The 24,455-nt window shown below is 53.6% G+C and carries 22 protein-coding genes and 2 pseudogenes; 13 read left to right on the forward strand and 11 right to left on the reverse strand.

All coding sequences use genetic code 11. The annotated features are described in order from the left end of the window. The first annotated feature begins 75 nt into the window (after positions 1-75). From BM261_RS03755 to BM261_RS03795, 9 genes are all read left to right on the forward strand, one after another. Entirely contained in the window at positions 76-795 is a 720-nt protein-coding gene (locus BM261_RS03755) for a hypothetical protein (RefSeq protein ID WP_074895324.1), read from the forward strand. A 49-nt stretch (positions 796-844) separates the two neighbouring features. Continuing rightward, positions 845-3,676, forward strand: coding sequence for a DEAD/DEAH box helicase (locus tag BM261_RS03760; RefSeq protein ID WP_205277211.1), 2,832 nt, complete (start codon positions 845-847; stop codon positions 3,674-3,676). Continuing rightward, positions 3,673-5,688 (forward strand): BREX-3 system phosphatase PglZ, encoded by a 2,016-nt coding sequence (gene pglZ / locus BM261_RS03765; RefSeq protein WP_074895326.1) that lies wholly within the window; start codon positions 3,673-3,675, stop codon positions 5,686-5,688. The genes BM261_RS03760 and pglZ overlap by 4 nt, the downstream gene beginning before the upstream one ends. Next, positions 5,685-6,407: a hypothetical protein gene (locus BM261_RS03770; RefSeq protein WP_074895328.1), complete on the forward strand. Its 723-nt coding sequence runs from the start codon at positions 5,685-5,687 to the stop codon at positions 6,405-6,407. The genes pglZ and BM261_RS03770 overlap by 4 nt, the downstream gene beginning before the upstream one ends. A 16-nt stretch (positions 6,408-6,423) precedes the next feature. Continuing rightward, on the forward strand, positions 6,424-6,828 hold the full coding sequence (locus BM261_RS03775; RefSeq protein WP_174888220.1) for a hypothetical protein: 405 nt from the start codon (positions 6,424-6,426) through the stop codon (positions 6,826-6,828). Continuing rightward, the gene (locus BM261_RS03780) at positions 6,791-7,048 is read left to right on the forward strand and encodes a DUF1524 domain-containing protein (protein ID WP_240317859.1); all 258 of its coding nucleotides are present in this window, start codon (positions 6,791-6,793) and stop codon (positions 7,046-7,048) included. Before BM261_RS03775 ends, BM261_RS03780 begins: the two co-directional genes overlap by 38 nt. A 407-nt stretch (positions 7,049-7,455) precedes the next feature. Then, positions 7,456-8,127 (forward strand): DUF4917 family protein, encoded by a 672-nt coding sequence (locus BM261_RS12860; protein WP_074895330.1) that lies wholly within the window; start codon positions 7,456-7,458, stop codon positions 8,125-8,127. 21 nt (positions 8,128-8,148) lie between these two features. Continuing rightward, a complete protein-coding gene (locus BM261_RS03790) occupies positions 8,149-8,802 on the forward strand; it encodes an IS1595 family transposase (protein ID WP_074895332.1) in 654 nt (217 codons plus the stop codon). A 125-nt stretch (positions 8,803-8,927) separates the two neighbouring features. After that, positions 8,928-9,527 carry a metallophosphoesterase family protein gene (locus BM261_RS03795; protein WP_240317936.1) on the forward strand — a complete coding sequence of 200 codons (600 nt, stop codon included), beginning with the start codon at positions 8,928-8,930 and terminating at the stop codon, positions 9,525-9,527. Positions 9,528-9,746: 219 nt separating this feature from the next. Here BM261_RS03795 and BM261_RS03805 read toward each other — a convergent pair. The 3 genes and pseudogenes from BM261_RS03805 to BM261_RS03815 form a co-directional block, all read right to left on the reverse strand. Continuing rightward, positions 9,747-10,430, reverse strand: a pseudogene (locus tag BM261_RS03805) (IS5 family transposase); the annotation flags it as partial. A 133-nt stretch (positions 10,431-10,563) separates the two neighbouring features. Further along, a complete protein-coding gene (locus BM261_RS03810; protein WP_074895334.1) occupies positions 10,564-12,255 on the reverse strand; it encodes a hypothetical protein in 1,692 nt (563 codons plus the stop codon). A gap of 51 nt (positions 12,256-12,306) precedes the next feature. Beyond that, positions 12,307-13,161, reverse strand: a pseudogene (locus tag BM261_RS03815) (YifB family Mg chelatase-like AAA ATPase); the annotation flags it as partial. Positions 13,162-13,391: 230 nt separating this feature from the next. On the opposite strand from BM261_RS03815, the gene BM261_RS03820 reads away from it, so the two are divergent. After that, positions 13,392-14,168, forward strand: a complete 777-nt coding sequence (locus tag BM261_RS03820) for an SPOR domain-containing protein (RefSeq protein ID WP_074895338.1) — start codon at positions 13,392-13,394, stop codon at positions 14,166-14,168. Positions 14,169-14,194: 26 nt separating this feature from the next. Next, positions 14,195-14,893 (forward strand): thiol:disulfide interchange protein DsbA/DsbL, encoded by a 699-nt coding sequence (locus BM261_RS03825; protein ID WP_074895340.1) that lies wholly within the window; start codon positions 14,195-14,197, stop codon positions 14,891-14,893. 225 nt (positions 14,894-15,118) lie between these two features. On the opposite strand, the gene BM261_RS03830 is transcribed toward BM261_RS03825, so the two are convergent. Then, entirely contained in the window at positions 15,119-15,772 is a 654-nt protein-coding gene (locus tag BM261_RS03830) for a hypothetical protein (protein WP_074895342.1), read from the reverse strand. 170 nt (positions 15,773-15,942) lie between these two features. Further along, entirely contained in the window at positions 15,943-16,635 is a 693-nt protein-coding gene (locus tag BM261_RS03835) for a tetratricopeptide repeat protein (protein WP_074895344.1), read from the reverse strand. A gap of 231 nt (positions 16,636-16,866) precedes the next feature. Here BM261_RS03835 and BM261_RS03840 point away from each other — a divergent pair, with 231 nt between their 5' ends. Beyond that, entirely contained in the window at positions 16,867-18,090 is a 1,224-nt protein-coding gene (locus BM261_RS03840) for an aspartate kinase (protein WP_074895672.1), read from the forward strand. Between the two features lie 78 nt (positions 18,091-18,168). Here BM261_RS03840 and BM261_RS03845 read toward each other — a convergent pair whose 3' ends face one another. The 4 genes from BM261_RS03845 to plsY all read right to left on the reverse strand — a co-directional run bounded on the left by BM261_RS03845 (position 18,169) and on the right by plsY (position 21,463). Continuing rightward, positions 18,169-18,597 (reverse strand): EamA family transporter, encoded by a 429-nt coding sequence (locus BM261_RS03845; RefSeq protein WP_074895346.1) that lies wholly within the window; start codon positions 18,595-18,597, stop codon positions 18,169-18,171. Positions 18,598-18,636: 39 nt separating this feature from the next. Next, positions 18,637-19,155, reverse strand: coding sequence for a thioredoxin family protein (locus BM261_RS03850; protein ID WP_003774021.1), 519 nt, complete (start codon positions 19,153-19,155; stop codon positions 18,637-18,639). A gap of 125 nt (positions 19,156-19,280) precedes the next feature. Next, positions 19,281-20,765, reverse strand: a complete 1,485-nt coding sequence (locus BM261_RS03855) for a patatin-like phospholipase family protein (protein ID WP_074895348.1) — start codon at positions 20,763-20,765, stop codon at positions 19,281-19,283. A gap of 92 nt (positions 20,766-20,857) precedes the next feature. Continuing rightward, positions 20,858-21,463 (reverse strand): glycerol-3-phosphate 1-O-acyltransferase PlsY, encoded by a 606-nt coding sequence (gene plsY / locus BM261_RS03860; protein WP_074895350.1) that lies wholly within the window; start codon positions 21,461-21,463, stop codon positions 20,858-20,860. Positions 21,464-21,523: 60 nt separating this feature from the next. Between plsY and folB the strand changes: the two genes are divergently transcribed. Then, complete coding sequence (gene folB / locus BM261_RS03865) at positions 21,524-21,880, forward strand: dihydroneopterin aldolase (RefSeq protein WP_074895353.1); 357 nt, start codon at positions 21,524-21,526, stop codon at positions 21,878-21,880. A gap of 447 nt (positions 21,881-22,327) precedes the next feature. On the opposite strand, the gene fic is transcribed toward folB, so the two are convergent. Both fic and BM261_RS03875 read right to left on the reverse strand, forming a co-directional pair. Continuing rightward, positions 22,328-23,437, reverse strand: a complete 1,110-nt coding sequence (fic, locus tag BM261_RS03870; protein WP_074895355.1) for a protein adenylyltransferase Fic — start codon at positions 23,435-23,437, stop codon at positions 22,328-22,330. A gap of 742 nt (positions 23,438-24,179) precedes the next feature. Beyond that, positions 24,180-24,383 (reverse strand): hypothetical protein, encoded by a 204-nt coding sequence (locus BM261_RS03875; RefSeq protein ID WP_074895357.1) that lies wholly within the window; start codon positions 24,381-24,383, stop codon positions 24,180-24,182. Between the last annotated feature and the right edge of the window lie 72 nt (positions 24,384-24,455).

The raw sequence follows: 24,455 nt of genomic DNA on the forward strand, positions 1-24,455 counted from the left end.
TCAGGACGAGTTCTTCGTTCGACTTTTTATTAATCGCTGTGGCCTTTTGAGGCCTATGGCCTCATGAGGTGAAAAATGGCACAAGCTACGCCAAGCTATGGATTTGCAACAGGAAAACCGGAAAAGCCAATTGTGGATGCTCTTGTTAACAAGTATGGGCATCAGTCAGTCGTATGGCCAATTGCGCTGTCCAACAATACCTCAACGTTGGCTTATATCTTTGAGAGAAACAGCAATAACCTTATTAACTCGCAAGGTGACACTCGTCCAAAAAGCAATTCAGGAGTGGGTGAAGTTTACCTCGATTACACAGCCCAGCCAAGGCTGATAATTCCAAACGATCCGTTCTTTTCCCAATTTGTAGATCCACAGTTTAACAATAGTTATGACTACATATTGTCTCCGATCAATGGAGGCTACAGTACCGTAGATCTTGATTATGTTTGGCACAACGGAGAAGTATTTCGTGGCTTCGAACTGACGACGTATTGGATGGATTTCTCGTCCGAAGCAGAAGCAAAAAGGCTCGTCTCAACGATGAATAGACGGCCATCTTGGAGCGGACCGAACGGTGCTCATGCCCTTCAAAAAGTTGCGGCAGCCGCGCAAGACTTAAATATTGAATACCACATGGTATTTGCAAACACCGTTGGCAAAGTCGGCAGTGCTCTAAAGACAAATGGAAATGTTCTCTATTTTCCACTAACAGCGGCTGCAGTCGATTTGCTTTCGAAGGGGCAGGTTCCTCCGAATGCCATCTTCTGCTCGTTCCAAAGCTTCATGAACCAGATTTAATGAATGAGTTATCCCAATGCAGTCCATTTACTGATCCCGGATTTGAGTCGTGAAGTTTCTGTCAGGATTTTCCATAGGTGACTGGTGCTGGTTCTCCCGGCAGGCTACTGCGTGCCGCGTAGTCGAGCGCCAAGATGTCTGGGGCGAGATTGCCTACCGCGTCTGGCTGCCAGCCAAGGACGCGGTGGTGCGAGCGCGCTCGGTGGACTTGGCCTCGCTGGAAAGCGTGCGCCCGAGCGTGGAGCAGATCCTGCACACCACGGCGGCAGCCAAGCTGCTGGATGCGCTGGAGGACAACCTGCTGCTGGCACCGATCCAGTCCAGCGTGGTGCCGCTGCCGCACCAGCTCTATGCGCTGAACCGCGCCATCAGCCGCGACCGCATCCGTTACCTGCTGGCCGATGAGGTGGGCCTTGGCAAGACCATCGAGGCCGGCTTGGTGCTGCGCGAATTGAAGTTGCGCGGCCGGGTGAAGCGCATCCTGGTGGTGGCGCCCAAGGGGCTGGTGCGCCAGTGGCAGGCGGAAATGCGCCTGCACTTCGGCGAGAAATTCCAGTTCATCGAGCCGTCCGAGCTTGCTGCCTTCCGGCAGTGGCGCAGCGGCGGCGCGGGAGAGGAAGAGAACCTGTGGCGCGTGCACGACCAGGTGATCTGCTCGCTGGATTCGGTGAAGCCGCTGGAGGGCCGTCGTGGCTGGAGCCTGGAGCAACTCAACACATACAACCGCGAGCGCTTCGAAGACCTGATCTCAGCGTCGTGGGATCTGGTCATCATCGACGAAGCCCACCGCATGGGCGGCAGCACCGAACAGGTGGCCCGCTACAAGCTGGGCGCGGCGCTGGCCGAAGCCTCGCCCTATCTCTTGCTACTGTCGGCCACGCCGCACCAGGGCAAGACCGACCAGTTCATGCGGCTGATGCAGTTGCTGGACCGCGAAGCTTTCCCCGATGAAAGCAGCGTCAGCCGCGACCGGGTGCGGCCCTTTGTGATCCGCACCGAGAAGCGTGTGTCCATCAACGCCGAGGGGCAACCGCTGTTCAAGCCCCGCGTGACCCGGCTGCAGGCCGTGGCCTGGCAGGCCCGACACGGCGCGCAGCAGCACCTGTACGAAGTCGTGACCGACTATGTGCGCCACGGCTACAACCAGGCCATGGTGGACAAGCAGCGCCACATCGGCTTCCTGATGATCCTGATGCAGCGGCTGGTGACGTCCAGTACGGCAGCCATCCGCACCACACTGGAAAAGCGCCAGGCCCTGCTCGATGCGCCGCAACCGCAAGCCAACCTGTTCGAGAACACCAGCGCCGACGAGTGGGCGGACCTGGACGGCCAGTCCCAGGTGGATCTGGCCATGCAGTCCAGCGGCTGGGAGCTGGAGAAGTCCGAAGTCGAGATGCTGCTGGAGCTGGCGCGGGAAACCGAGGCCGCAGGAACCGATGCCAAGGCTGAGGCGCTGCTGGAGCTGATCTACAAGCTGCAGCAGGAGGAAGGCGACCCGGCGCTGAAGGTACTGATCTTCACCGAGTTCGTGCCCACCCAAGCGATGCTGGCCGATTTCCTGGAGAGCCGAGGTTTCTCGGTGACGACGCTCAACGGCAGCATGGACCTGGAAGCGCGCACGCGTGCGCAGCAGGCGTTCTCCAAAGACGTGCGCGTGCTGATATCAACGGATGCCGGTGGTGAAGGTCTGAACCTGCAGTTCTGCCATGTCATCGTCAACTTCGACATGCCGTGGAACCCGATGCGGATCGAGCAGCGCATTGGCCGGGTAGACCGTATCGGACAAAAGCACGTGGTGCGTGCCATCAACTTCGTGCTCGAAGACACCGTGGAGCACCGCGTGCGCCAGGTGCTGGAAGAAAAGCTCGAGGTCATCGCACAGGAGTTTGGCGTCGACAAGGCGGCTGATGTGATGGATTCGGTTGAGACCGATCCGATCTTCGACGAGCTGTTCGTCCACGGTCTGCAGAACCCTGATGCCATCGAACAGGAGTGCGACGCGGTGGTGTCGCAACTGCGCTCCACCCTGGTAGAGTCGAAGAAGAATAGCGATCTGCTCACTACTGAACATGATCTGGATGCCGACGATGTCCGTAAGTGGCGTGACCACCCAGCACAGTTCTGGCTGGAGCGCGCCATCACCAGCGGGTTGGCAGCGCGCGGTGGCTCCGCCATCAAGGCGGGCAATGCATGGCGGGTGAAGTGGGCAGACGGCAGCGAATCGGCGCAGGCCTGCTTTGACGCCCGCACTGCGGATGAGAACCCGGAGTTGGAATGGGTCACGATGGAAGACCCACGCGCCCGTGCTGTGATCAGCGAGCTGCCGCGCTTTGTCGCTGGCCAGCCGCTGCCGGTGATCCGCGTGACAGGTCTTCCGGACTCGGTACGCGGCATCTGGTCGCTGTGGGAGATCAGTTTGGCGGCTGAAGGCCTGAGCCGGAAGCGCTTCCTGCCGGTGTTCATCAACGAGGAAGGCCGGCCCTTCGTGCCGACCGCCAAGCGCGTCTGGGATCTGCTGCTCACTGAAACCGTAGACGTGCATGCCGTGACGGGTTCCGAGGAGTCGGTGAGGTGGTTCGAGGCATCGCATGTGGCTGCCAGTACCCAGGGTGAACGGATCTTCACCGAGCTGCTGACCGAACACCGCGCCCGGCTGAAAGAAGAGCGCGAACGTGCGCTGTATGCGTTCGAGGTCCGAGGTCAGGCCATTGGACGAATTGGCTTACCCGCCGTGCGTGAGCACCGGCGCAAGCGGCTGCAACAAGAACACGATGCACGCATGGCCGCCCTGGACGAGATGGAGGCCAGCGTGCCGGATTTGAATGCCGTGATGATGGTGCGCGTCTCCGGCGATGTGATGCCCGGAGGACAGGTGGGATGAGCCAGTGGTCAGAACGCATTCTCAGCCACTTCACGGCCGATCTCACCCGGCTGTGGGTGGCGTGCGACCCCGACGATGTGCTGCTGGACGAAAAGCTGTTGTCCGAACTGCGCGGTCGCGGCTTCGAGGTCATGCTGTACGAAGACCCGTTCGCCTTCCGTGCTGAATACGAGGAACGCTATCGCGCAGCCTGGGATTGCGGTGAACCGGGGCCAGCGCCTTCGCTGGTTCTGCATCTGCGCAGCGCCGACGCGAATGCGCTGCCTTGGGACATCGTGCACCACGGACGTGTGGTTCGATTAAGCCTTGCGGAGCTCTTCCCCAGACTGGCATACAGCGCGGTACAGCAAGTCGAGCCGGAGCATTTTGCCGGGCTGTTTCATGCCCACCAGACCGAATTGCAGTCAGCGCGCGGCGAGAACGAGTCCAAGGACTTCATTCTCGAACACGTCTACCAACTGACGCCGAGATCCATTCGCAACCCGGTCGACTTCTGGCGCGAGCTGCTGCGCATGCACTTCGCCAACCGCTCGTTGCCACCTCTGTTTGCTCAACACACGGCAGGCATCATTCAAGGCAAGGGGCTGCTCGTCGACCAACCCGTCGCCACATGGCTGGCATCCAAGAGTGCGCTGCTGCGCGTCGTGCAGGACGCGTGGTATCGCTACCTGAAAAACCTGGGGCTGGATGGCACCCGAACTGGCGAACCTCCGCCACCGGACTACGTCGCAAAGATCGAGATTCCGTTCGATCACTCCGATGTGCAGGTGCTGGTCGACTCCATGTTCCTCGACGGCAGCTTGAGTCCGCTCGCGGCGCACAATGTTCTGGCGGGGATGCCGAGTTGGATCAAGGCCGGCATCGTCCAGGACCCCGCTGCATTGCAGGCTTTGGTGCTCAAAGGCATCGATGGCCTGATCGAGACGACCCCAACAGCCGCCTCCTCGCACAAGGACTGGAGCGAGTTCGCCAAGCGCTACGGCGAGATCCTGGCTCGCACGCATAGCCTGCCCGGCACGGAAGGCAGCGAACACCTACCCGTGATTCGGGAACGGATCAAGACCTTGCAGGCGCAATCGGACGAGCATCTGCAAGCCTGGGTCGCAGCCAAGCATTACGCCGACCTGATCCTGCAACCAGTGACCAAAGGCCCGGTGATGGTGCACCACGTGCCACGCTTCTTGCGCCATCGGCGGTCCGCAGGGGAAACCAAGGTCGCATTGCTGGTATTCGACGGGTTGGCCTTCGACCAGTGGGTGCAGATCCGGGAGCGCCTGATTGCCACCACCAAGCGCTTCGCGTTCGATGAGGGAACCGCATTCGCATGGCTGCCGACCGTGACATCGGTATCGCGCCAGGCGCTGTTTTCTGGATTGAAACCGCGTGAGTTCGACGACTCCATCGACCGGACGGACAAGGAGGAATCCTTGTGGAAGACGTTCTGGCAGAACGAAGGCGTCAACGCGAATGAGGTGATGTATCGACGTGCGCTACGTCAGACCCATCAGCTAGACGCACTTGAAGTGGATTTGAATGACCGTCGACCGAAGGTGGTGGGCCTGGTCATCGATGAGGTGGACGATCGGCTCCACAAGGAGCGGTCCAAGAAGGACGTGGCGATGTGGATCGGGAACTGGTTGACGACTGGTTTCGTCGACCGGCTTTTCTCGCTGCTGCTGGACAAGGGATACCACATCTATCTCACGGCGGACCACGGCAACGTAGAGTCCACCGGCGTCGGCAGACCCAACCAAGGTGTGATTGCCGAGACGCGCGGCGAGCGCGTTCGGGTCTACCGGAGTGAGCCACTGCTGGCCGATTCTGCTGCGGCCTATCCCACCACAGTCAGGTTGGACATCGCTGGACTGCCCGCGAACTTCATGCCCCTATTCGCAGGCGGACGAACCGCCTTTGTGCCGGAGGGTGAGCAGGTGGTAGTCCACGGCGGGGTGTCGGTCGAAGAGTTGATCGTGCCCTTTGTGAAAGTCAGTTATGTGATTGGTACCGAATGAATTCATCAGCCCCAAAAATAGGCTTTGATCGGTTCATTCAGCTTGATTGGGCGGCTGCGGCACTGAATGTTCGTGCGGGCGTGGCTGGGCTAAATGATCTGAATGCACTGCTCGATGCAGCCGAGCTTGGCTTGGAAGCCAAGAAGAAAACACGCACCGTGCTGAATCGGCTGTGGCTGGAGCCACGCGCCGAATTGGTCGAGTACGCCGATCGCGGCGTGGCCATCCACCAGACGCAGCCGGACACTCCCATCTCAGCACTGTGCTGGGGCATGTCCGTGGCGACGTACCCGTTCTTTGGGAAGGTAGCCGAGCTGGTGGGCCGCCTGTCCGCGATTCAGGGCGACTGCGCGTCCGCCGAGGTCCATCGGCGCATGAGTGAAACCTATGGGGAGCGCGAAGGCACCCGGCGTATGACCAACATGGTCATCCAAAGCCAGGCGAGTTGGGGCGCCGTGGAGCGGGTCGAAAAAGGCAAGCGGGTCATTCGCTTGCCACAGACGAGCATCGACAACGATGCGCTCACTGCTTGGCTGATCGAAGCTGCTGTGCGCTACGCAGGTAAGCCCGTTTCAGTACCCAGTCTGCAGTCGCTGCCCGTGCTGTTCCCGTTCAACTTGACGCGGCCCCTGGCCTACGTGGCGTCGAACAGCCCGAGCCTCGACCTCCGGTCGGAAGGCCCGAGTAACCAGTTCGTCGCTTTGCGCAGCACGATATGAAAACGGAACTTGGTCAATGACGGAATCGAAGCAACCGCATGGCGACGAGCCGAAGAAAAAATCGCTGAAGCTACTGCTGAAGTCGAAGCCCGTTGCCGAGGTTGAGACATCGATTGGCCGCATCTATCTGTACCCGCTTCGGGTACGAGATATGACTGACTTCGAAAAGCTGGAGCCTGCGGAGGCCATCGATCAGATCAGAAACTTCCTCACCAGCATAGGCAGCCTGGCGTTGGAATCTGATGAGACACCGGAACGTATTCCCCTCGATCCTGAGATAGCGAAGACACTTTCGGACGATGAAGTAGAGCTGCTTTCCGAAGCTTATGTGCAATCGTCGGTATGGCAGAAAGTCCGGGAAGGCGACGAGGATCGAAAGCCTGTTGCTCGGGAAGCCGATCAACATCGTTGCAGGCAATGACTTCTACAAGGCGAAGCAGACTGAGTACGGCAAGAGCGGCAACTACCTGACGCGCAGTCTGGTGGCGCTGACCGAGGTCGGCCAGAACACATCGATTTCCCGGATCAACGCCAAGCTGGAGGCTTTTCCTGCGTGGAATGCCGCGTCTATCGAGAAGCGCCACGCGCTGCTCATCGCGCTAGCGCAGGAAGTCTGGAAGACGACACCAACCGACGTCTGATGATGGAGGTCTATCAACATGAGTAATGCATCACCACCTGCGCCGATGTGCGATGACTGCAAGGCTTTGATTGGTGCGTCGCGAAGCACCAAGCCTCATGCAAATCTCGAGTACAAGGATGGCAGAAAGGTCTCGTCGATGATGGGCGCTGCCGATGAGGCTTACTACCGCTGCAAAGTGTGCGGCCACGAATGGCTGCACGAGACCGGATCGTGCGGCATTGGATGGGTTGCATAGCTGTGGCGACTCGCATGGCGAGATCAACCCACAATGACGCGCCGTGAAGATTATGGACAGAATCGATATCGACACTTGGGCACACATCAGCGCTGAAGGTTGGAGCTCTCTCGTTCTGGGCAACGGCGCCAGCATCGCCATCCACAAGGAGTTTGCAAACCCCACACTCCATGGCATTGCTGATGCAAAAGGATTGCTTGTCCCCACTGCTCCAATATTCGCCAAGCTCTGGACAACTGATTTCGAGCACGTCAACGTGGCATTGTGGACGCCGTCCTGCCTACTCGGAAATATGCACAGCGCTGATCGAAGCGGTGCACAGTGTGCATCCGGTGCATGCCGATGTTGCCACCGACCTACAGCAGACCAGTGCGTTTGCGAGCGTATTTCCAACTGGCGTCAGCCTGAACTACGACCTCACCTTGTACTGGGCTATGCTGCTGCTCAATGCGGCGCATGGGAGTTGGTTCAATGACGCGTTCCACGACGGGGGGCAAACGGATTTGGAATATCTACGGAGACCCTATGGACAGGCTGCAGGCGCAACATTGGTTTTCTACCCTCACGGCAGTCTTGCGGTTGCGCGTGACTACCTTGGTGATGAGACAAAGCTCGCTGTTGACGCGGGAGCCGCAGGCGACCTGCTAGACACGATCACGCTCAGGTGGTCATCCGGGAACTACGTGCCCGTGTTTGTTAGCGAGGGAACCAGCAAGCAGAAAATTGCCGCAATTCGTCGGAGCCACTACCTGACGAACGTGTACGAAGAGGTTTTGCCCAGCCTCGGAGAGAGTTTGGTCATGTATGGCTGGAGCTTTGACGAAGGGGCTGACGTAGATTAGCAGTTATGCTAGGCTACAAAAATACAGATAACCAATTGTAAATTAAGCAAGAGAACTCAAAAGAAACTGCTTGAATTTTTTGTACTCCAAGTTACCGCCCGTTCCGCTGCCGATATTTTGGACATTCAGCCCAACTCCGCCATTCTGTTCTACCGCAAAATCCGTATGGTCATCAGCTATCATTTGGCCTTGGCTACCGATGAGGTTTTTGAGGGCTCTGTCGAGTTGGACGAAAGCTATTTCGTCGGACGGCGTAAAGGCAGACGTGGTCGCGGTGCGGCAGGAAAAGTGGTTGTCTTTGGCACTCTGAAACGCAACGGACGGGTCTATACCGTTGTCGTAGATAATGCCAAGTCTGAAACGTTACTCCCTGTCATCAAAAAGAAAATCATGCCGGACAGTATTGTTTATACCGATAGTCTGAGCAGCTACGACAAGTTGGACGTGAGCGGTTTTACCCATCACCGCATCAACCATTCCAAGGAATTTACAGACCGTCAAAACTACATTAACGGCATTGAGAATTTTTGGAATCAGGCAAAACGCGTCTTGCGAAAATACAACGGAATCGATCGCAAATCTTTTCCGCTGTTCTTGAAAGAATGCGAATTTCGATTTAACTTCGGCACACCATCTCAGCAGCTAAAAATCCTGCGGGAGTGGTGTGGAATTTAAGGCTAATCTAGTACAGCCCCATTAAATTTCCCTGCTTATCTAGGATAACACCAAATATTTTTCCAATTAACCGACACGCCGCCGTCTCTGCGTTTTGTTTCCATCACTCAATTGCAACCGTTCCCATGATCCGCCTTGCCCTGTTCGCCGACATCCACGGCAAATTCCTGCTCCCATTCAAGCTGGCGCACCACTACCAGCAAACCACCGGCAAATCCATAGACTTAATTGTCCAATGCGGCGATATGGGCGCATTCCCGGATAAGAGCCGTATGGACAAGGCCACGCTGCGTCATGCGGCAAGGGACCGCGATGAATTGGGCTTTATGGATGACTTTGTACACGCCAAGCCGCCGATCGCCCAATTCCTCGAGCGGCTCAACCTCAATATGCTCTGCGTGCGCGGCAATCATGAAGACCATGATTTTTTGGATGAATTGGAGCGGCAAAGCGTGCAGGCTGCTTTTCCGATTGATGCGTACCGGCGCGTTTGGGTGCTGAAAACGGGCGAGCCGTTTGTGTTGCAGAAGGATGGCGAGTCGCTGGAAATTCTCGGCATCGGGCGCATTGGCGATAGGAAACAGCGGCCGCACGGCGAATTTATTCAGGAATATGAACGGCAAACCCTGCGCCGCTTTGTTAAAGACTGCCTGAAAAACAAACACGACCCCGATGTGTTGATAACGCACGACCAGCCTGCCGACAGCCAAAGCGGTTATTGCTGATGCGGAAAGGACGGATTGAAAACCCGTCCTTTTGTTATACTGGCTATTTTCAGGTAGTCTGGACAGTTCTAGGCTACCTGAAAATTCATTTCTAAAATAAAAGCTCATTGGTTCAATGCCGCCAATCTCGCCCGAACTTTTGCAGCCGCATCTTCCGTGCTGTTGCCAACGATAACATTTTGCTTGTCGTCGAAATACTGCACGGCAGGGAGGTCGCGCAGGAATGCCTTCCAACAAAGGGGACAGATGGTTGCACTCATGGGTATTGGCGGGGGTGATATGCAGTTTCTCGATATAGCCTTCCTCATCGGTACGAGTATGTTGTTTGTAACCGAGTTTGTAGAGGCCGTTTTTCTTTGTCCAGCGGGCATCTTTATCCTTACTCGGTGTGGTTTGGCCGCTGACTTGTCCTTCTTCATCGACTTCTATGGCCTGACGTTGTTTGCTGCCAGCGGTCTGAATAATGGTGGCGTCAACGACGGCGGCGGATGCCTTCTCTAATTTTAGGTTTTTTTCGGCCAGTTGTCGGTTAATCAGTTCCAGCAATTCGGACAGGGTGTCGTCTTGCGCCAGCCAGTTGCGGTAGCGGCATAAGGTGCTGTAATCGGGGATGCTCAGTTCGTCAAAACGGTAAAACAGGTTGAAATCGATGCGGGTGATGAGGCTGTGTTCGAGTTCGGGATCGGAGAGGCTGTGCCATTGTCCGAGCAGGACGGCTTTGAACATAGACAACAGGGAATAGGCGGGACGGCCGCGGTGGTCTCTAAGGTAACGGGTTCTTTGACGATTCAGGTATTGTTCGATCGGTTGCCAATCAATCACCTGATCCAACTTCAATAGTGGGAAGCGATCGATGTGTTTGGCGATCATGGCTTGGGCGGTTTGCCGGAAGAAGGTGCTCATGAGAAATCCCCTAAATGTCTTGATGGTAATTTAGGGGATTTTAGAGGGATTTTGCAAAGGTCTCAATTGGTTATCTGCATTTTCGTAGCCTAGCATAACTGCTAATCTACGTCAGCCCCATTCATTATTAAAGTTAAAGCTCTCTCATGACTCTCTCCACCGTATTACGCCCTTCTTCCCCATGCTTGTACACCTTGTAATGAGTGTATAAGCTTTTCTTTATGAACTTGTTGAATACACCGGCATGTTTAACTACCTCACGCAATACCCAGTTAACCCAGCGTGGTAAAGTGCTGACCATCTCATTTACTTCAACCATTAAGCCAGTAAAATCTTCTTTACCGTTTCTTCCTATCAGTTCAATGCATACCAGCTGCTTACCACCTGATAGCGTCAGGCGCATAACAAAAGCACCCACTACTGGTGGAGTGGTCCCTGTATTTCCGGCAATCTTGATAATACCTATGTCTGGTCTGGTTTCAAATGCCGTGCCATTCAGCCATTCGACTTCTGTGATTAGCCCCTGTCGCTTCAATTCTTGGGCTTCCAGCCACATCTGCTCATATCGTAGCGGCTTGGTTTCCATTCCCTGACCGACTATTCCGCCTACACTGGTGCCGGTTCCTTTTGCCGGCAATGTAGAGCCTGATCCTGGTATGTTGTCTATTGGAACAACCTTTCCGCCACCGACACCGACATCCTGATCTTTCGCCGTCACGATATTACGCTTATCCCCGATTAACTGATTATGTAGAGGCAAGGCAAGATTGGCAGCGTCCCAACTTGCTGTAAACGTGGCACTAACCGGCACTTCAGACAGCTTAACCGTCCTGCGAATAATGACCGGTTCGCCCCCTGAGCCGCTTCCGGAAGCCATGCTTTTTTTCCACCACATGATGTCCGGACCGGGCGGGTCAGAAATACCGAGAATGTTCAGCCCGAGAAAACTTTTTTGATTATCGAATGGAATACCACGCACCCGAATAGTCACATCGGGATGGGTGTGCCACGGCTCAGGAGCGAGGAAAACAAATGGAATAGAGCCTTTTTTACTTTGATTGAAAAAAGATTTGAAGCAATTATTTGCAAATTCATGAACCACTTGTTTCGTATGCGCATCTCGCTTCAAGTGAGCCAAAAATACCGCATCTTGCTTCACAAACTTGTGGGAAGGCTGCAAAACGTCCAAATTTCCCGAAGGCTTCAAATGCGAAGGGAAAGGCGGTAATAACAGACTCAGGATGCTGTCTCCTTGGCTCGGAGGTTTGATTTGATAAGGGTAGCTTGTCAAAATGCGTTTGAGTTCGGGCGAGTGGCCGTAAGCTGCCCGGAAGAAATCCGTACCGTTCAATACCAGCTTGCCACCATTATCCAAATCAAACTCAATCAGCCGACTAAAATCATTTGCACCGTACAGCAAAGGGTAAAGATCAAGAGGGAAAGGGTCATTTTGCTTGCCCAACTTAGACTGGGCATTGAAGGTTTTATAACGCCAGCATCCCTCTGTAAATGATACTTTGAATTCAACAACAGGGTAATGGACTTCTTTAACAGACTTGCCGTTTATCCAGATAGAACCAATACGGTACTGCCCTAAAAGGGGAAGCGGGAGAATTTCTTTCACAATCTTCCCCAACTCCAAGCCGGTATAAGTTCGATCCAGAATTTCTCTGAAAAGCACTTGCAGATTATTTTGACCCGATTCCGAACCTTTTACCAAGGCGGCATACCACCAAAGCAGATAGGGCCGGTTCGGTGACAGCTTCGCCAGTGAGAAGGTAGACGTAACAGGATTTTTGATTGTATAGGGATAGGTGAGCATCATTTTGTGTCACCTATTTCTGATTTGTGTCAGATTATTCTGAATACCACAGCTGTTACCGCCGCCCACCAAAGCCACCGTACTCGCGCTGTGATGGGGGCTTCTAAACGGCCTCTTGGCCGACTGCCCTTCGCCCTGTTGGGACAACAGCGACTGTAAGGCCCACACCGCCACCAACTCTTCATCATCCAAGGGCGGCATAATGCCGGGCAGCCGCTGCGCCAGCATCGACTTGCCCGTTCCCGGCGGCCCCGTCATCAAAAGGCTGTGGCCCCCGGCCGCTGCGATTTCCAATGCCATCCGCGCCGTATGCTGCCCTTTGACATCGGCCAAATCAGGTTGTGCGGCATTTTTAGACGGCCTCAAAGACACCGAAGACTTGGCAGGAGGCAGCATTTCGATACCGTTCAAATGCGCGGCCACCTGCCCCAACGATACGGCCCCGAACGCGCCGACACCCTTCAAAGCTGCCGCCTGCGCGGCATTTTCCGCCGGCAGCACGAAGGCGCGCCCTGCCCTCATTCCCTGCCAAGCCATAGCCAACGCACCGCGCACCGGCCTGAGCAGGCCGGACAACGCCAATTCGCCGGCAAATTCGTATCCGTCCAACTTATCCGCCGCCACCTGACCCGAAGCCGCCAAAATACCGACCGCTATCGGCAAATCGAAACGGCCCGACTCTTTGGGCAAATCGGCCGGAGCCAGATTGACGGTGATTTTTTTGGCCGGAAAATCAAACCCGCTCTGAATAATCGCCGCCCGCACACGGTCGCGGCTTTCCTTTACCTCGGTATCCGGCAAGCCGACAATATTGAATGCGGGCAAACCGTTGGCCAAATGGGTTTCCACCTCCACCAAAGGCGCGTCCATGCCGTACAAAGCCCGGCTGTTTACAAGGGAAAAAGTCATAAATCCACATCCTGAAATCCGCAAACGCGGCGTACATGGCGGGATTATAGAGAAATCAATAAGAAACCGATACAAAACGCGAAACCGAACCGGCACGGCGGGCAAGCCTGCATCCCGCTACGGTAAAGTTTCCGCAACTGGGGAAAATGACGGATACAGGCCGTCTGAATATTTGCTAGAATACGTCCCGCCGTTTTCAGACGGCCCGTACATCAACAAAAAGGTAGTTTATGAAAACAGAGAAACCATACGGCAAAGGCTTTACCGGCTTCATTATCGGCCTCCTCCTGGCCACACTGATTATCGGCGGCCTGGTTTACGTGCTGGAAAATAACCGCAAACGCGACTTCAAAGACCCGATTGTCGAAAAAGAACTTCCCCCTCCCGAAGTCCTGACACCGAAACAACCCGCACCTCCGCCTGCCGCACCGCCGCAGCAGGAGCCCGCATCCCAAGAAAAAATCGAACCGATCGAGCCGGCCGAAACCGTCAATCCGCCCGAAGAGCCGAAACAGACTCGGGTCGACGAACCGGAAAAACCGGAAGACAAACCCGCGCCCCCGCCGCCAACGGATCGCACAACGGAGCGCAAACACAAAGCTGACAACCGCAAACAGGCGGATAAAGACAAAAACCAAAACGACAAACTTACCCCCGAGCAAATATTGAACGGCCAGGCGGGTAAAAGGCAACGCGAAGCCGAACGCCGCAAAGCGCAGGCCGCACTGAGCGGACAGGCGGGCAAACCCGCCCCATCCGAAAACAGTAAAGGCGGCAGCCAATCCGTCATCGTCCAGGCAGGCGCATACGGCAGCCGCGACAAAGCCGAAATCCAACGCGCCAAATTGGCTGCGGCAGGCGTTCAAGCCGAAATTGCCGAAGCTTCCGTACAAGGCAAAACCATGTACCGCGTCCAAACCGCCCCGCTGGACAAAGCCCAAGCGGCCGACGCACGCGGCAAACTGCAAAACAACGGGATAGACAGCTTCGTCCGCCCCGCCCGATAAACCCGTCTTACCAAGGAAACATCATCGTGAAAACAAAACATACCCTGTTGGCCGGCGTACTGGCTCTAGCATTTGCTGCCTCTGCACAAGCCGAATTGGTTGAAGGCAAAGACTACACCGTCCTCAGCAAACCCTTACCCCAACTCCAAAGCAGCAAAATCGAAGTAACCGAATTCTTCGGCTATTTCTGCGTCCACTGCTACCACCTCGAACCCGTCATGCAGAAACACAGCAAGAAATGGGCTTCCGACACCTACCTGCGCCCGCTGCACGTCGTTTGGCAACCCGAAATGATGGGCTTGGCCCGCGTAGCGGCGGCTGTAAACAGCAGCAACATGAAATATCAGGCCAATCTGCCGATATTCCGCGCCTTCTACGAAGAAAAAATCAACTTGGCTGACAGCGCGACCTTTAAAAAATGGGCAGCTGCGCAAACTTCTTTCGACGGTGCGAAACTGATTGCCGCCTATGATTCTTTCGGCAACCAGGCTCAAGCCAAACAAATGGCCGACCTAACCGTTGAAATGAATATAGAAGGGACGCCTACCGTAATTGTCGGCGGCAAATACATGATGCGTTTTGCAGGCAACGACTGGAACGTCTCCATGAAAAAAGTAGACGAAATGATTGCCAAAGTACGCCAAGAACGCGGTATGAAAGCACCGGCAGCCAAAGCCGCCATCGGCAACACCGGCGCCGCCATTGCCAAAGCAGCCAACAAATAAACCGCTTTTCTTGCTTTTCCATACAAACAAGCCGTCTGAAAATGTTTTCAGACGGCTTGTTTCATATCCAATCATTCGGCGGCAATCATCAAAAAGCAGCTGATAACCCGTTCCATCACCAACTATGCTACCCACGCCTCCAAACAGGGGATCAACTGCAACACAGCAATTACTCCCGCTGCCTCTCCGAGCCATGACAAACCTTCAATGAAAGCTTTTTTATTATCACTTCTGTTCCACGCATGCCCCATCACTTGTTGGCCTAAAAATTGAATAAATAAGAACAATTGATAGTCCTATCATGCTTGGACAGACAAAGTCTATCGCTATAACCAAGAAAATGTTCCATAAGAATAAGAAAAATTGATAATTTGAAATAAGCTTGAATAGCCAAAATGGTACAAACGGAACGCCAAACCAAATAAACCACTCTAAAGCAGCAAAAAGCGTCAAAATAACAAAAAACAACGATGCTACTTTAAAAAGAATAGATTTCTGATCTGATAATTTATGAAACCTAATAGGATCTATTACCGTGAAACCAAGTATATATAAAATTTCATTATCATTTTTAATTTTATTAAAAAATGAATTTTCCTTATTGCTTAAATAATACAAAGCTAGAAAGATACTTAAAAATACATTAATAATAAATAAAAACAAACTGATTAAAAGAGTAAACTGTAAGGAGTCACTGGTTATTCTTGGAAATGAAGAATTGTTTACAAGAGTAACAATTAATTCATTTTTTAAAAGATAATTAAAATTGAAATTTATTACTTTGGTAAATATTAAAAAATTAAGCACAATTACAGCAATAAAGATATAAAAATTTAAATTTAAAATCTTTTGTGTAACGTTATGAAAAACATCCTTCACTATAAACTCCTTATACTGACAACAGGTTTACTTGTTTTCACTACATCTGAAAATTGAAATAACAAGCACGACACAGCCATGCCATGCCCGCCCTACGCAAAGGCCGTCTGAAAAAAACAGCGGCGGCAAACCGCATCCCCTGTTTTCAGACGGCCTTTAAACTGCACACATCAGCGTTTCGGCATCTCCGTGCGTTTCACTTCAAACCTGCCGTTTTCCACTGCGTCGATAAATTTGGCAGCACGTTCGTCCTGAGGATATTTCTTCGCATAAGCGCGCAATTGTTTCAGGGATTCCGCCTTTTTACCTTGAGACAGCAAAGCCATGCCTAAAGGAAGACGGGAACGCTCGCTGCCGCCCTGTACCGCTTCGTTCAGCATTTTGACAGCCGCATCCGTTTGGCCTACCGAGGCAAGGAAACCGCCATATTCGCCCAGTATGCCCGCACGCTGTTTCTGAGGCAACGCGGCCAGCAGCATCCGATAATGTTGGTCGGCCTTGGCGGCGGCACCGGGCACATCCAGATTGTGGGCAATCCAACTTAACCGCGCGATGCTGTGCAACACGGAACGGTATCGCTCAGGCTGTTTTTCTGTCACGATTTTTTGTTCAATCAGGCCGCTGTAAAGGCGGGCCAATGTAACCGCATCTTTTTCGGCACGTTTCCTATCGGCCTCATTATCGAATTTAGGCGGATACTCCCCCGCATGGTCGGCCAAATCCTCACGGATTTTATCCGCCGCATCACCGTCGAAACCCTGATCGTGCAATACGCTTTTAACCACGTCATACTTCGGATAAGGTTTGGCAAACACAGTTGCACAGGCCAGCAGCAAGGTTGCAGCCAAGGCGGTTTTTTTCATCTCGAACTCCATTTGATCAATGTGGGAAAAGCCGCATTGTAGCGGCCGGACTGCCGTTTGCAAATCCTGCGCGTGCGACGAAAAAATTATAGGCGATGAAACGGAAATATATTCAAAGGTTTGCACAAAAAGCTAAAAAACAATAACAAAATCAAAGCAAAAATCTTGTCTAGGCCGTAAAAAGCCGTGATAATGCCGCCTTTTGGTTTGTTCAAACAGAAAGCACGAAAAATGGCGTTAATCGTACAGAAATACGGCGGCACTTCGGTAGGCTCCGCCGAGCGCATCAAGAATGTGGCCAAACGTGTCGCCCAAACCCGCGCCGAAGGCCACGACGTAGTGGTCGTGGTATCGGCCATGAGCGGCGAAACCAACCGCTTGGTGGCACTGGCGCATGAGATGCAGGAATTCCCCGACCCGCGCGAAATGGATGTGGTGCTGGCCACCGGCGAACAGGTAACCATCGGCCTTTTGGCTATGGCCTTGAAAAACATCGGCGTGGATGCGAAAAGCTACACCGGCTGGCAGGTCGCCGTCCAAACCGACAACGCGCACACCAAAGCACGCATCGACCATATCGACGGCGATAAAATCCATGCCGACCTCAAAGCAGGCAAAGTGGTGATTGTCGCTGGTTTTCAAGGCATTACCGCCGAGGGCGATATTTCCACACTGGGTCGCGGCGGTTCCGATACTTCCGCCGTCGCACTGGCCGCCGCGCTGAAAGCCGACGAATGCCAGATTTATACCGATGTCGACGGCGTGTACACCACCGACCCCCGCGTCGTCCCCGAAGCGCGCCGCATGAGCACCATTTCGTTTGAAGAAATGCTGGAGCTGGCCAGCCTCGGCTCGAAAGTCTTACAAATCCGTTCGGTGGAATTCGCCGGAAAATACCAAATCCGCCTGCGCGTCTTGAGCAGCCTGCAGGAAGGCGGCGAAGGCACCCTGATTACCTTTGAAGAGGATGAGAATATGGAAAAAGCCGTTGTAAAAGGCATCGCATTCGATAAAAACCAAGCCCGCATCAACGTGCGCGGCGTATCCGACAAACCGGGCATCGCCTATCAAATCTTGGGCGCGATTGCCGATGCCAACATCGAAGTGGACATGATTATCCAGAATGTCGGCGCGGAAGGCACCACAGACTTCTCATTCACCGTGCCGCGCGGCGACTACAGACAAACGTTGGATTTGATGAACGGCCTGAAAGAAAGCTTGGGCGCGGCGGAAGTAAACGGCGACGACACCGTTTGCAAAGTATCCATCGTCGGCGTGGGTATGCGCTCGCATTCCGGCGTGGCGGCAACCATGTTCCGCTCACTGGCCGAAGAAGGCATCAACATCCAGATGATTTCCACTTCCGAAATCAAAGTTTCCGTGTTGATTGACGAAAAATACATGGAACTGGCTACCCGCGTATTGCACAAAGCCTTCGGTTTGGAACGGGTTTAAACCGCCGAATCAAACAAAAGGCCGTCTGAAAAACCATTTTCAGACGGCCTTTTTTCTCATACCAAGAATTTTCAAGCGCTAACGCTTTAAGGCCAAGGTCAGCACTCCGCCGGCAATCAGCGCGATACCCAGCCATTCCTGAGACGACGGCCTTTCCTTCAGAAATACCACGGCAAACAAAGCCACCAAAACAATACTGAACTTATCCACCGGTGCCACTTTCGACGCTTCGCCCATTTGCAAGGCTTTGAAGTAGGCCAGCCATGATGCGCCCGTCGCCAAGCCCGACAGAATCAGAAACGTCCAGTTTTTCACACTAAAGTCGCCCACGCCCTGCCATTTGCCCGCATAGCTCAAAAAAGCCGCCAACGCCGCAATGATGACCAGCGTGCGGATAAAGGTGGCAAAATCGGAATCGATGCCCTGCAAACCCGCCTTAGCAAAAATCGCCGTCAGCGCGGCGAAAAAAGCCGATGCCAACGCCCAATAAAACCAAGTATGTCCCATCAAACTGCCTCTTTCAGACGGCCTCTGCCGCACAACGGCTTACAAGCCGTTCGTTTTCAGCCATTTTTGCAAATCTTCCGCACTGATGCCGCCGTTGTCTTCAAAGTCCAATTTATTCTGCTGCCTGCCTTTGGCGTATTTGGCCAACACGGGCGTGCCTGAAAGGTTGTAACGCTGCTTGAACGCCGCCCACTCGTCCTTCTGCCCGCGCAGGCGGTGTACATTGACGAACCAAATCTTGCCGTCCAATTTGTGTTGGGCGATATAGCGTTTGAACAATGGTTCGAAAGCGGCACAGTCGCCGCAGCTCGGCCGGCCGATGTAGACGTAGAGGGTCTCGCCTGCCGCCACACGCCGCTCGAAATCTGCCGGAGTCAGACTGCCGAGGTGGAAATAAATGTCGCTGTAAGTATCCTGATAGTTTTTGGTATTTTCCGCCGCCAGCTTGGCGGCAACCTGCGCTTCGTTGAGTTGCGCCTGCCATTTGCCGTTGCTCCCGCAGGCAGCCAAAGCAAAAACGGCAGTGGTTAAAGCGATGGTTTTCAGCGATTTTTTCATGTCGTTCTCCTTTCGTTGCTTGGAAAACCTATTTTAATCCCAGTGCCTCCTGCCGACAATCGCAGGGCTTGATTTTGACGATGAGGCCGTCTGAAAACGTTCAGACGGCCTCATACTTGGTTTGCCTATTCGGCAGCCGATGCGGCAGTTTCCGGCACTTTTTCCGTTTCGGCCTTCCCGTCGTGTTTGGGTGCGGGTTCGGGAACGGATTTGACCTCGGGAGGCGGCAAGGAAAGGTCTTTCAGCAGGCGGCGGTATTCCTCGGAACGGCTGAGCAATACACGGCCTGCCTCCTTCAAATCGTTCACCTCGTTTGCAGGCAGATAAAAACTGGTCGGAATATTCAGCACACTGTTGCGCAGGCCGGATTCGGGCAGGTCGCGCAGGTTGAGGCTGACGAAATACATATTCGCATGGTTGGCGTTTCCGCTGTTTTTGGCCTCTTCGTTCCATTGGTCCACCAACATGCGGAAACGGCGCAGTGTTTCTTGCGAGAAACGGTCGATGGGGATGTCGATGACGGCATTGGTAACCGCACGCAGGCCGGGCACATTGGCCGAGCGGTCGATATCGTTAACCGGATTGTTTTGCGCGTTCACATTGATGATGACGATATGCCGCGCCCGGTTTGCCCGTATCTGTTCGCCGAGCGAATCGCCGTAAAGTTCGGACATATCGAGCAGGCTGCGCAGGCCGAGGTTGTCGGTCAAACCGCCGTCGAGCAAGTGGATGTACGGCCGCTCTTTGCTGTTCTGATAAGCCGCCACGCCCTGCCCCAACATTTCCAAACGGGTTTGCAGCTGCAACTTGTCGGCGGAAAAATTATCTACCACCGCGCGGCTGATTTTTTCCGGCAGGCGGTAGCCGCAATTGCCGCCGTTGTTGTTCAACGTCAGCGGTGCGAACACCAGCGGCACGGCACTGGAAGCGGCCACGGCACGGGCGATTTTCAAATCCGAAAGGTTCAAACACATCATATCGAAATATTCCTGCGTGAACTCGAAACGGTTGCCCAGCGACATATCCGTGGCGGTAATCACCGCAAACGGCCCTTTGCGGTGCGAAGCCAAATCGCCGAAAGTAGCATTTTTAAACAGAGTGCTCTCAAACTGCTCCTGCAACAGGTCGCCCCGGCCGAACTCGGGCGATGTCAGGCGCGGCACATTCGCCAGCGAAAAAACCTGTTTCGATACCTGCCGCTGGAAATTCTGCTTCAAAAAACGGCGTTCGAACGACGGAATCGTTTCCTTGCCGTGCAGCGAAAAATAAGCCGCCAACACCGAACCGCCCGACACGCCATATACCAAATCCACCGATTCCAACAGGCTTTTCTCCCGTCCTCCGCTGTAAATTTTCTGCTTGTCCAACTCTTCCAGCACACCGTAGCCCAAAGCCGCCGCGCGCGTACCGCCGCCGGAAAACATCAGCACCACCAGCATATCGTCGTCTTGGGGTTTGCCCGCCTCGGCATCAAAACGGTAACCTTGCGAACGGTCCACCTTATCAATGGTCGCCACCGGCTGATACTGAAATTGGGCGCAGGCCGACAAACCGGACAACGCCGCCAGCAACACCGCCTTTTTCAGACGGCCGAAAAAACGTCCAGCCATAAAAACATTCTCTCCATACTTTCAGACGGCCTCTTAATCCACTCAGGCCGTCTGAATACAAAGCTTCAATAAAGTCAAAACTCAGGCGTGCACTACTGCGCCTTATCGCCGATTTTACTTTCCCGACCCTGCAATAATTTCAGAATATTCTGCTTATGGCGGAACAACACCAACACCGCCACCGCCGCCGTTACCGCCACCCACGACCCGTGCGGCATAAAAAACCACGCCGCAGGCACACTGATTACGGTCGCCACCAAAGCTGCCAGCGACGAAACCTTGAAACCGAACGCCATCACCAGCCACACCAAGGCACACACCAAAGCCGTCGGCCACGACAAAGCCAGCAACACGCCCAAAGCCGTCGCCACACCCTTGCCGCCCTTAAAGCCGAAAAACAACGGCCACATATGCCCGACCAAAGCCGCCAGCGCAGTCAGTCCCACCGCCGTATCGCTCAAACCCAAAACACCCTGCAAACCCTTGGCCAGCAGCACGGCAAACAAACCTTTCAACGCGTCGCCCAACAAAGTCAGCACCGCCGCCTTTTTCCTGCCGCTCCTCAACACATTGGTCGCCCCCGGGTTTCCCGAACCGTAAGTCCGCGGATCGGCCATCCCGTAACACTTCGACACAATCACCGCAAACGACAGCGAGCCGATCAAATAAGCCGCAGCCACCACCAAAAAATCAGACATCGTCAATCCATCTTGTTTTAGAATGCGGCGCATTCTATCCGAAAACGGAGCCACGCGAAAATGGACAAAATCTTCCTGCACGGCCTCAAGGCAGATACCCTGATCGGCGTTTATGAATGGGAACGCCAACAGCCGCAAACCCTGCTGATCGACCTCGACATCGGCCTTCCCCCGCGCCGAGCCGACGATGACGACATCGGCAGCACCGTCCACTACGGAGAAGTCTGCGACACCGTCCGCAACAGCCTGGAAACCCGCCGCTTCCATCTGCTCGAAACCCTGGCCGAACACATTGCCTCACTGATTCTGAACGACTTTCCCGCAGCATGGGTAAAAGTACGGCTGGTCAAACCCGGCATCCTGCCCGACGTGCGCGAAGTAGGCGTGGAAATCGAACGGGGACAGCCTGTCGAATAAAACACCCGCACAAATAGCAGAAGGCCGTCTGAAAACAAATTTTCAGACGGCCATCCTTTATCTTCTATCTTCAAACCACTTGGAATCAGGGGATACCAACAATCCCAATCCGGTCAATCGCAATGGAACCTAGACTGAACCTGCCATCCAAACATCGTTTAGACAAAAAAATAACCGCTTGAAAGCGGTTGATTTTTACAGTGTGGTGCAGGGTCAAACACGAACTGGACTTTTAATTAAATGTTTATTAAACATTTTATTTTCGTCATACTCCAACATACCCCCAAATATACCCCCAATTTGCACAAGTCAAAATTTTAGGCAGGGGTTTTGTTGCTCCCATGATACGCGGGCGGATGCCGGCTTTTCGCGGGGGAAATACAAGGGGTCTCGGTTCGGGTGTCAAAATCCCTGTTCCGTGTTAGTCATGCGGGGGATGAAGAGGGGTTAGAATGAAGTAAAGCTGTTGCCCTCTCCCCGCAATAGTTCCATTAGGCGCGGATGAATAAATAGTTTGTCTCTGCCGATGGCGATTTCTTGCAGTACGCCTATGTCTGAAAGCTCTTTCAGGTACTTAGAGGCCGTCTGCCGTTTGGCTATCCCTGCCGCTTCTAGGTTGGCAATGCGTGTATATGGCTGCTCAAACAGAAGATTTACCAGTTCGTGCGTGTAGATTCCTTGTGCGTGTGTCCGTATGTGTTGCCGTGTCTGCTCGAACAGGCGGCGTATCGCATCTATTTTCGATACCGTCCAATCGGCGGTGTCGGCTACGCCGTCTAAGATGTAGATTATCCAGCTTTCCCAGTCCTGCCGTTCGGTTACGCCTAAAAGCAGGCGGTAATAGTCCGCCCTGTTTTCGATAATGTAGCGGCTCAAATACAAAATAGGCAAATCCAAAAGCCCTTTTTCAATCAATAGCAGGCTGTTCAATATGCGCCCCGTCCGCCCGTTGCCGTCCGTAAACGGGTGGATGGCTTCAAATTGGTAATGTGCCGCCGCCATGATGATAAGCGGGTCTAAATCGCCGCTTTCGTGAATAAACCGCTCCCAATTTGCCAGCTTGCCGCGTATGGTTTCTTCTCCTTCGGGCGGGGTATAGACAACATTTCCGCTGTTGCCTCCTTTTAGGGCTGTGCCGCCTGTTTTGCGGATGGCCATTTCATAGGGGTGCTTGATGGCGTTGCAAACCATGATGGCGGTTTGTGTGCATAAAGGGCGGCTCGTCAGTGATTCATAGCCTGCAAACAGGGCGGCGCGATATTGCAGGGCTTCTTTCGTGGCAGGGTCTTGCCGTTCCGTGTCCATTTGCAGGGATTGAAAAAGCTTGTCCGTAGTGGTTACGATGTTTTCAATTTCCGAACTTGCGCGGGCTTCCATAACGGGAAGGGTGTTAATCAGCATGGCTTGATTCGGTATCAGTTCTGCCGCCTGCTTTAAACGGGCAAGGGATGCACGGGCGGCTATACAACGTTTCAGAATGGTTTTGCTTTCAATATCCTGCTTTGGCGGCAGGGGTGGCAAATCGTTATAGGGAATATCGGGCTTCCAGTTGCTCATGTTTAAAATTTCGGAAAATTTAAAGATGTTTTCAGTATATGTTTACGCCGCGTACATATCAAGGATATATGTTTAAAAATTTGGCTTTTGTAAATATATGGGCGGGAAGCCGCCCGTAAAAGTCAATTTGCATGAGGTTAATTCAAAATCCGCCCGCCCGTCATCTGCCCGCTCCCCAAAAAAAACCGTATATATACAAAAAAACGCTGGTTACCGTGGTTACCGTGGTTACCGCGCCTGTAAGCCCCGTGGTTATTGGGTTTGTCGGTAACCACACACAAATCTTTACATGGTTACCGCTGGTTACCGCCCTTTCATTTCGGGCATAAGCACATGAAAATAAAAGGGTACCCAATGGTACCCAGTCGGTACCCAGTAAATTTGTGTTAGCTGGGTACCGCTTTTTCTTGTTTTTATTATTTATATTCATTAGGTTGTAAATGTAAAGTTTTGTGGTACCCAGAGTACCCAGTAGTTTTCTCGCGCGCATATAGGTTTTTTTTCACGGGCGGCGGCTGAATCGGCTGTTTTTGGGGTATGCCGTTTCCTGCGCCGTGGCTGCGGTTTTAGGCGGGGTTAGTGCTTTTGTGTGGGTTGTATGACTGGAAGGCAGAAACGCCGTTTGTGAGGCGTGCGGGCTGCCTGCCGTGCGTTTCGGGGTGTTTGGATGTGGGAAAGGCCGCCTGTTGTTTCAGACGGCCTTTGTTTATGCTATTGGTTTTGTCAGTGTGGTTGCTTTTGGCTATTCCTCCGTTTCGGGCGGGGCTTCGTTGATGAGGACGTAGTAGCGGGATGCCGTGCCGTTGCGTTTGCGCTGGTGTTGCCATCTGCCGTTTTCGGCTTTCAGCAGCCAGCCGACGGCGTGCAGTACCTCGCACGTTTTGGCTTTGTCGTAGCTGCCGCATATTTCGATTTCAAACGTGGGCGGGTTTATCCAGTATCGCATTACACGGCATTGCACTGAATTATATTATTAAATCCTTTCGTAAAACATATTGACAAGCAGAAAAAAGCCGCC

Origin of the sequence: Neisseria elongata subsp. elongata, assembly GCF_900113545.1 — a bacterium.
GTDB classification, from domain to species: domain Bacteria; phylum Pseudomonadota; class Gammaproteobacteria; order Burkholderiales; family Neisseriaceae; genus Neisseria; species Neisseria elongata.

Coding starts and splice junctions, on each gene's coding strand:
- BM261_RS03755 (WP_074895324.1), top strand. CDS start 76: ATGGCACAAGCTACGCCAAGCTATGGATTTGCAACAGGAAAACCGGAA.
- pglZ (WP_074895326.1), top strand. CDS start 3,673: ATGAGCCAGTGGTCAGAACGCATTCTCAGCCACTTCACGGCCGATCTC.
- BM261_RS03770 (WP_074895328.1), top strand. CDS start 5,685: ATGAATTCATCAGCCCCAAAAATAGGCTTTGATCGGTTCATTCAGCTT.
- BM261_RS03775 (WP_174888220.1), top strand. CDS start 6,424: ATGACGGAATCGAAGCAACCGCATGGCGACGAGCCGAAGAAAAAATCG.
- BM261_RS12860 (WP_074895330.1), top strand. CDS start 7,456: ATGGCATTGCTGATGCAAAAGGATTGCTTGTCCCCACTGCTCCAATAT.
- BM261_RS03795 (WP_240317936.1), top strand. CDS start 8,928: ATGATCCGCCTTGCCCTGTTCGCCGACATCCACGGCAAATTCCTGCTC.
- BM261_RS03810 (WP_074895334.1), bottom strand. CDS start 12,255: ATGATGCTCACCTATCCCTATACAATCAAAAATCCTGTTACGTCTACC.
- BM261_RS03820 (WP_074895338.1), top strand. CDS start 13,392: ATGAAAACAGAGAAACCATACGGCAAAGGCTTTACCGGCTTCATTATC.
- BM261_RS03835 (WP_074895344.1), bottom strand. CDS start 16,635: ATGAAAAAAACCGCCTTGGCTGCAACCTTGCTGCTGGCCTGTGCAACT.
- BM261_RS03840 (WP_074895672.1), top strand. CDS start 16,867: ATGGCGTTAATCGTACAGAAATACGGCGGCACTTCGGTAGGCTCCGCC.
- BM261_RS03845 (WP_074895346.1), bottom strand. CDS start 18,597: ATGGGACATACTTGGTTTTATTGGGCGTTGGCATCGGCTTTTTTCGCC.
- BM261_RS03850 (WP_003774021.1), bottom strand. CDS start 19,155: ATGAAAAAATCGCTGAAAACCATCGCTTTAACCACTGCCGTTTTTGCT.
- BM261_RS03855 (WP_074895348.1), bottom strand. CDS start 20,765: ATGGCTGGACGTTTTTTCGGCCGTCTGAAAAAGGCGGTGTTGCTGGCG.
- plsY (WP_074895350.1), bottom strand. CDS start 21,463: ATGTCTGATTTTTTGGTGGTGGCTGCGGCTTATTTGATCGGCTCGCTG.
- folB (WP_074895353.1), top strand. CDS start 21,524: ATGGACAAAATCTTCCTGCACGGCCTCAAGGCAGATACCCTGATCGGC.
- fic (WP_074895355.1), bottom strand. CDS start 23,437: ATGAGCAACTGGAAGCCCGATATTCCCTATAACGATTTGCCACCCCTG.
- BM261_RS03875 (WP_074895357.1), bottom strand. CDS start 24,383: ATGCGATACTGGATAAACCCGCCCACGTTTGAAATCGAAATATGCGGC.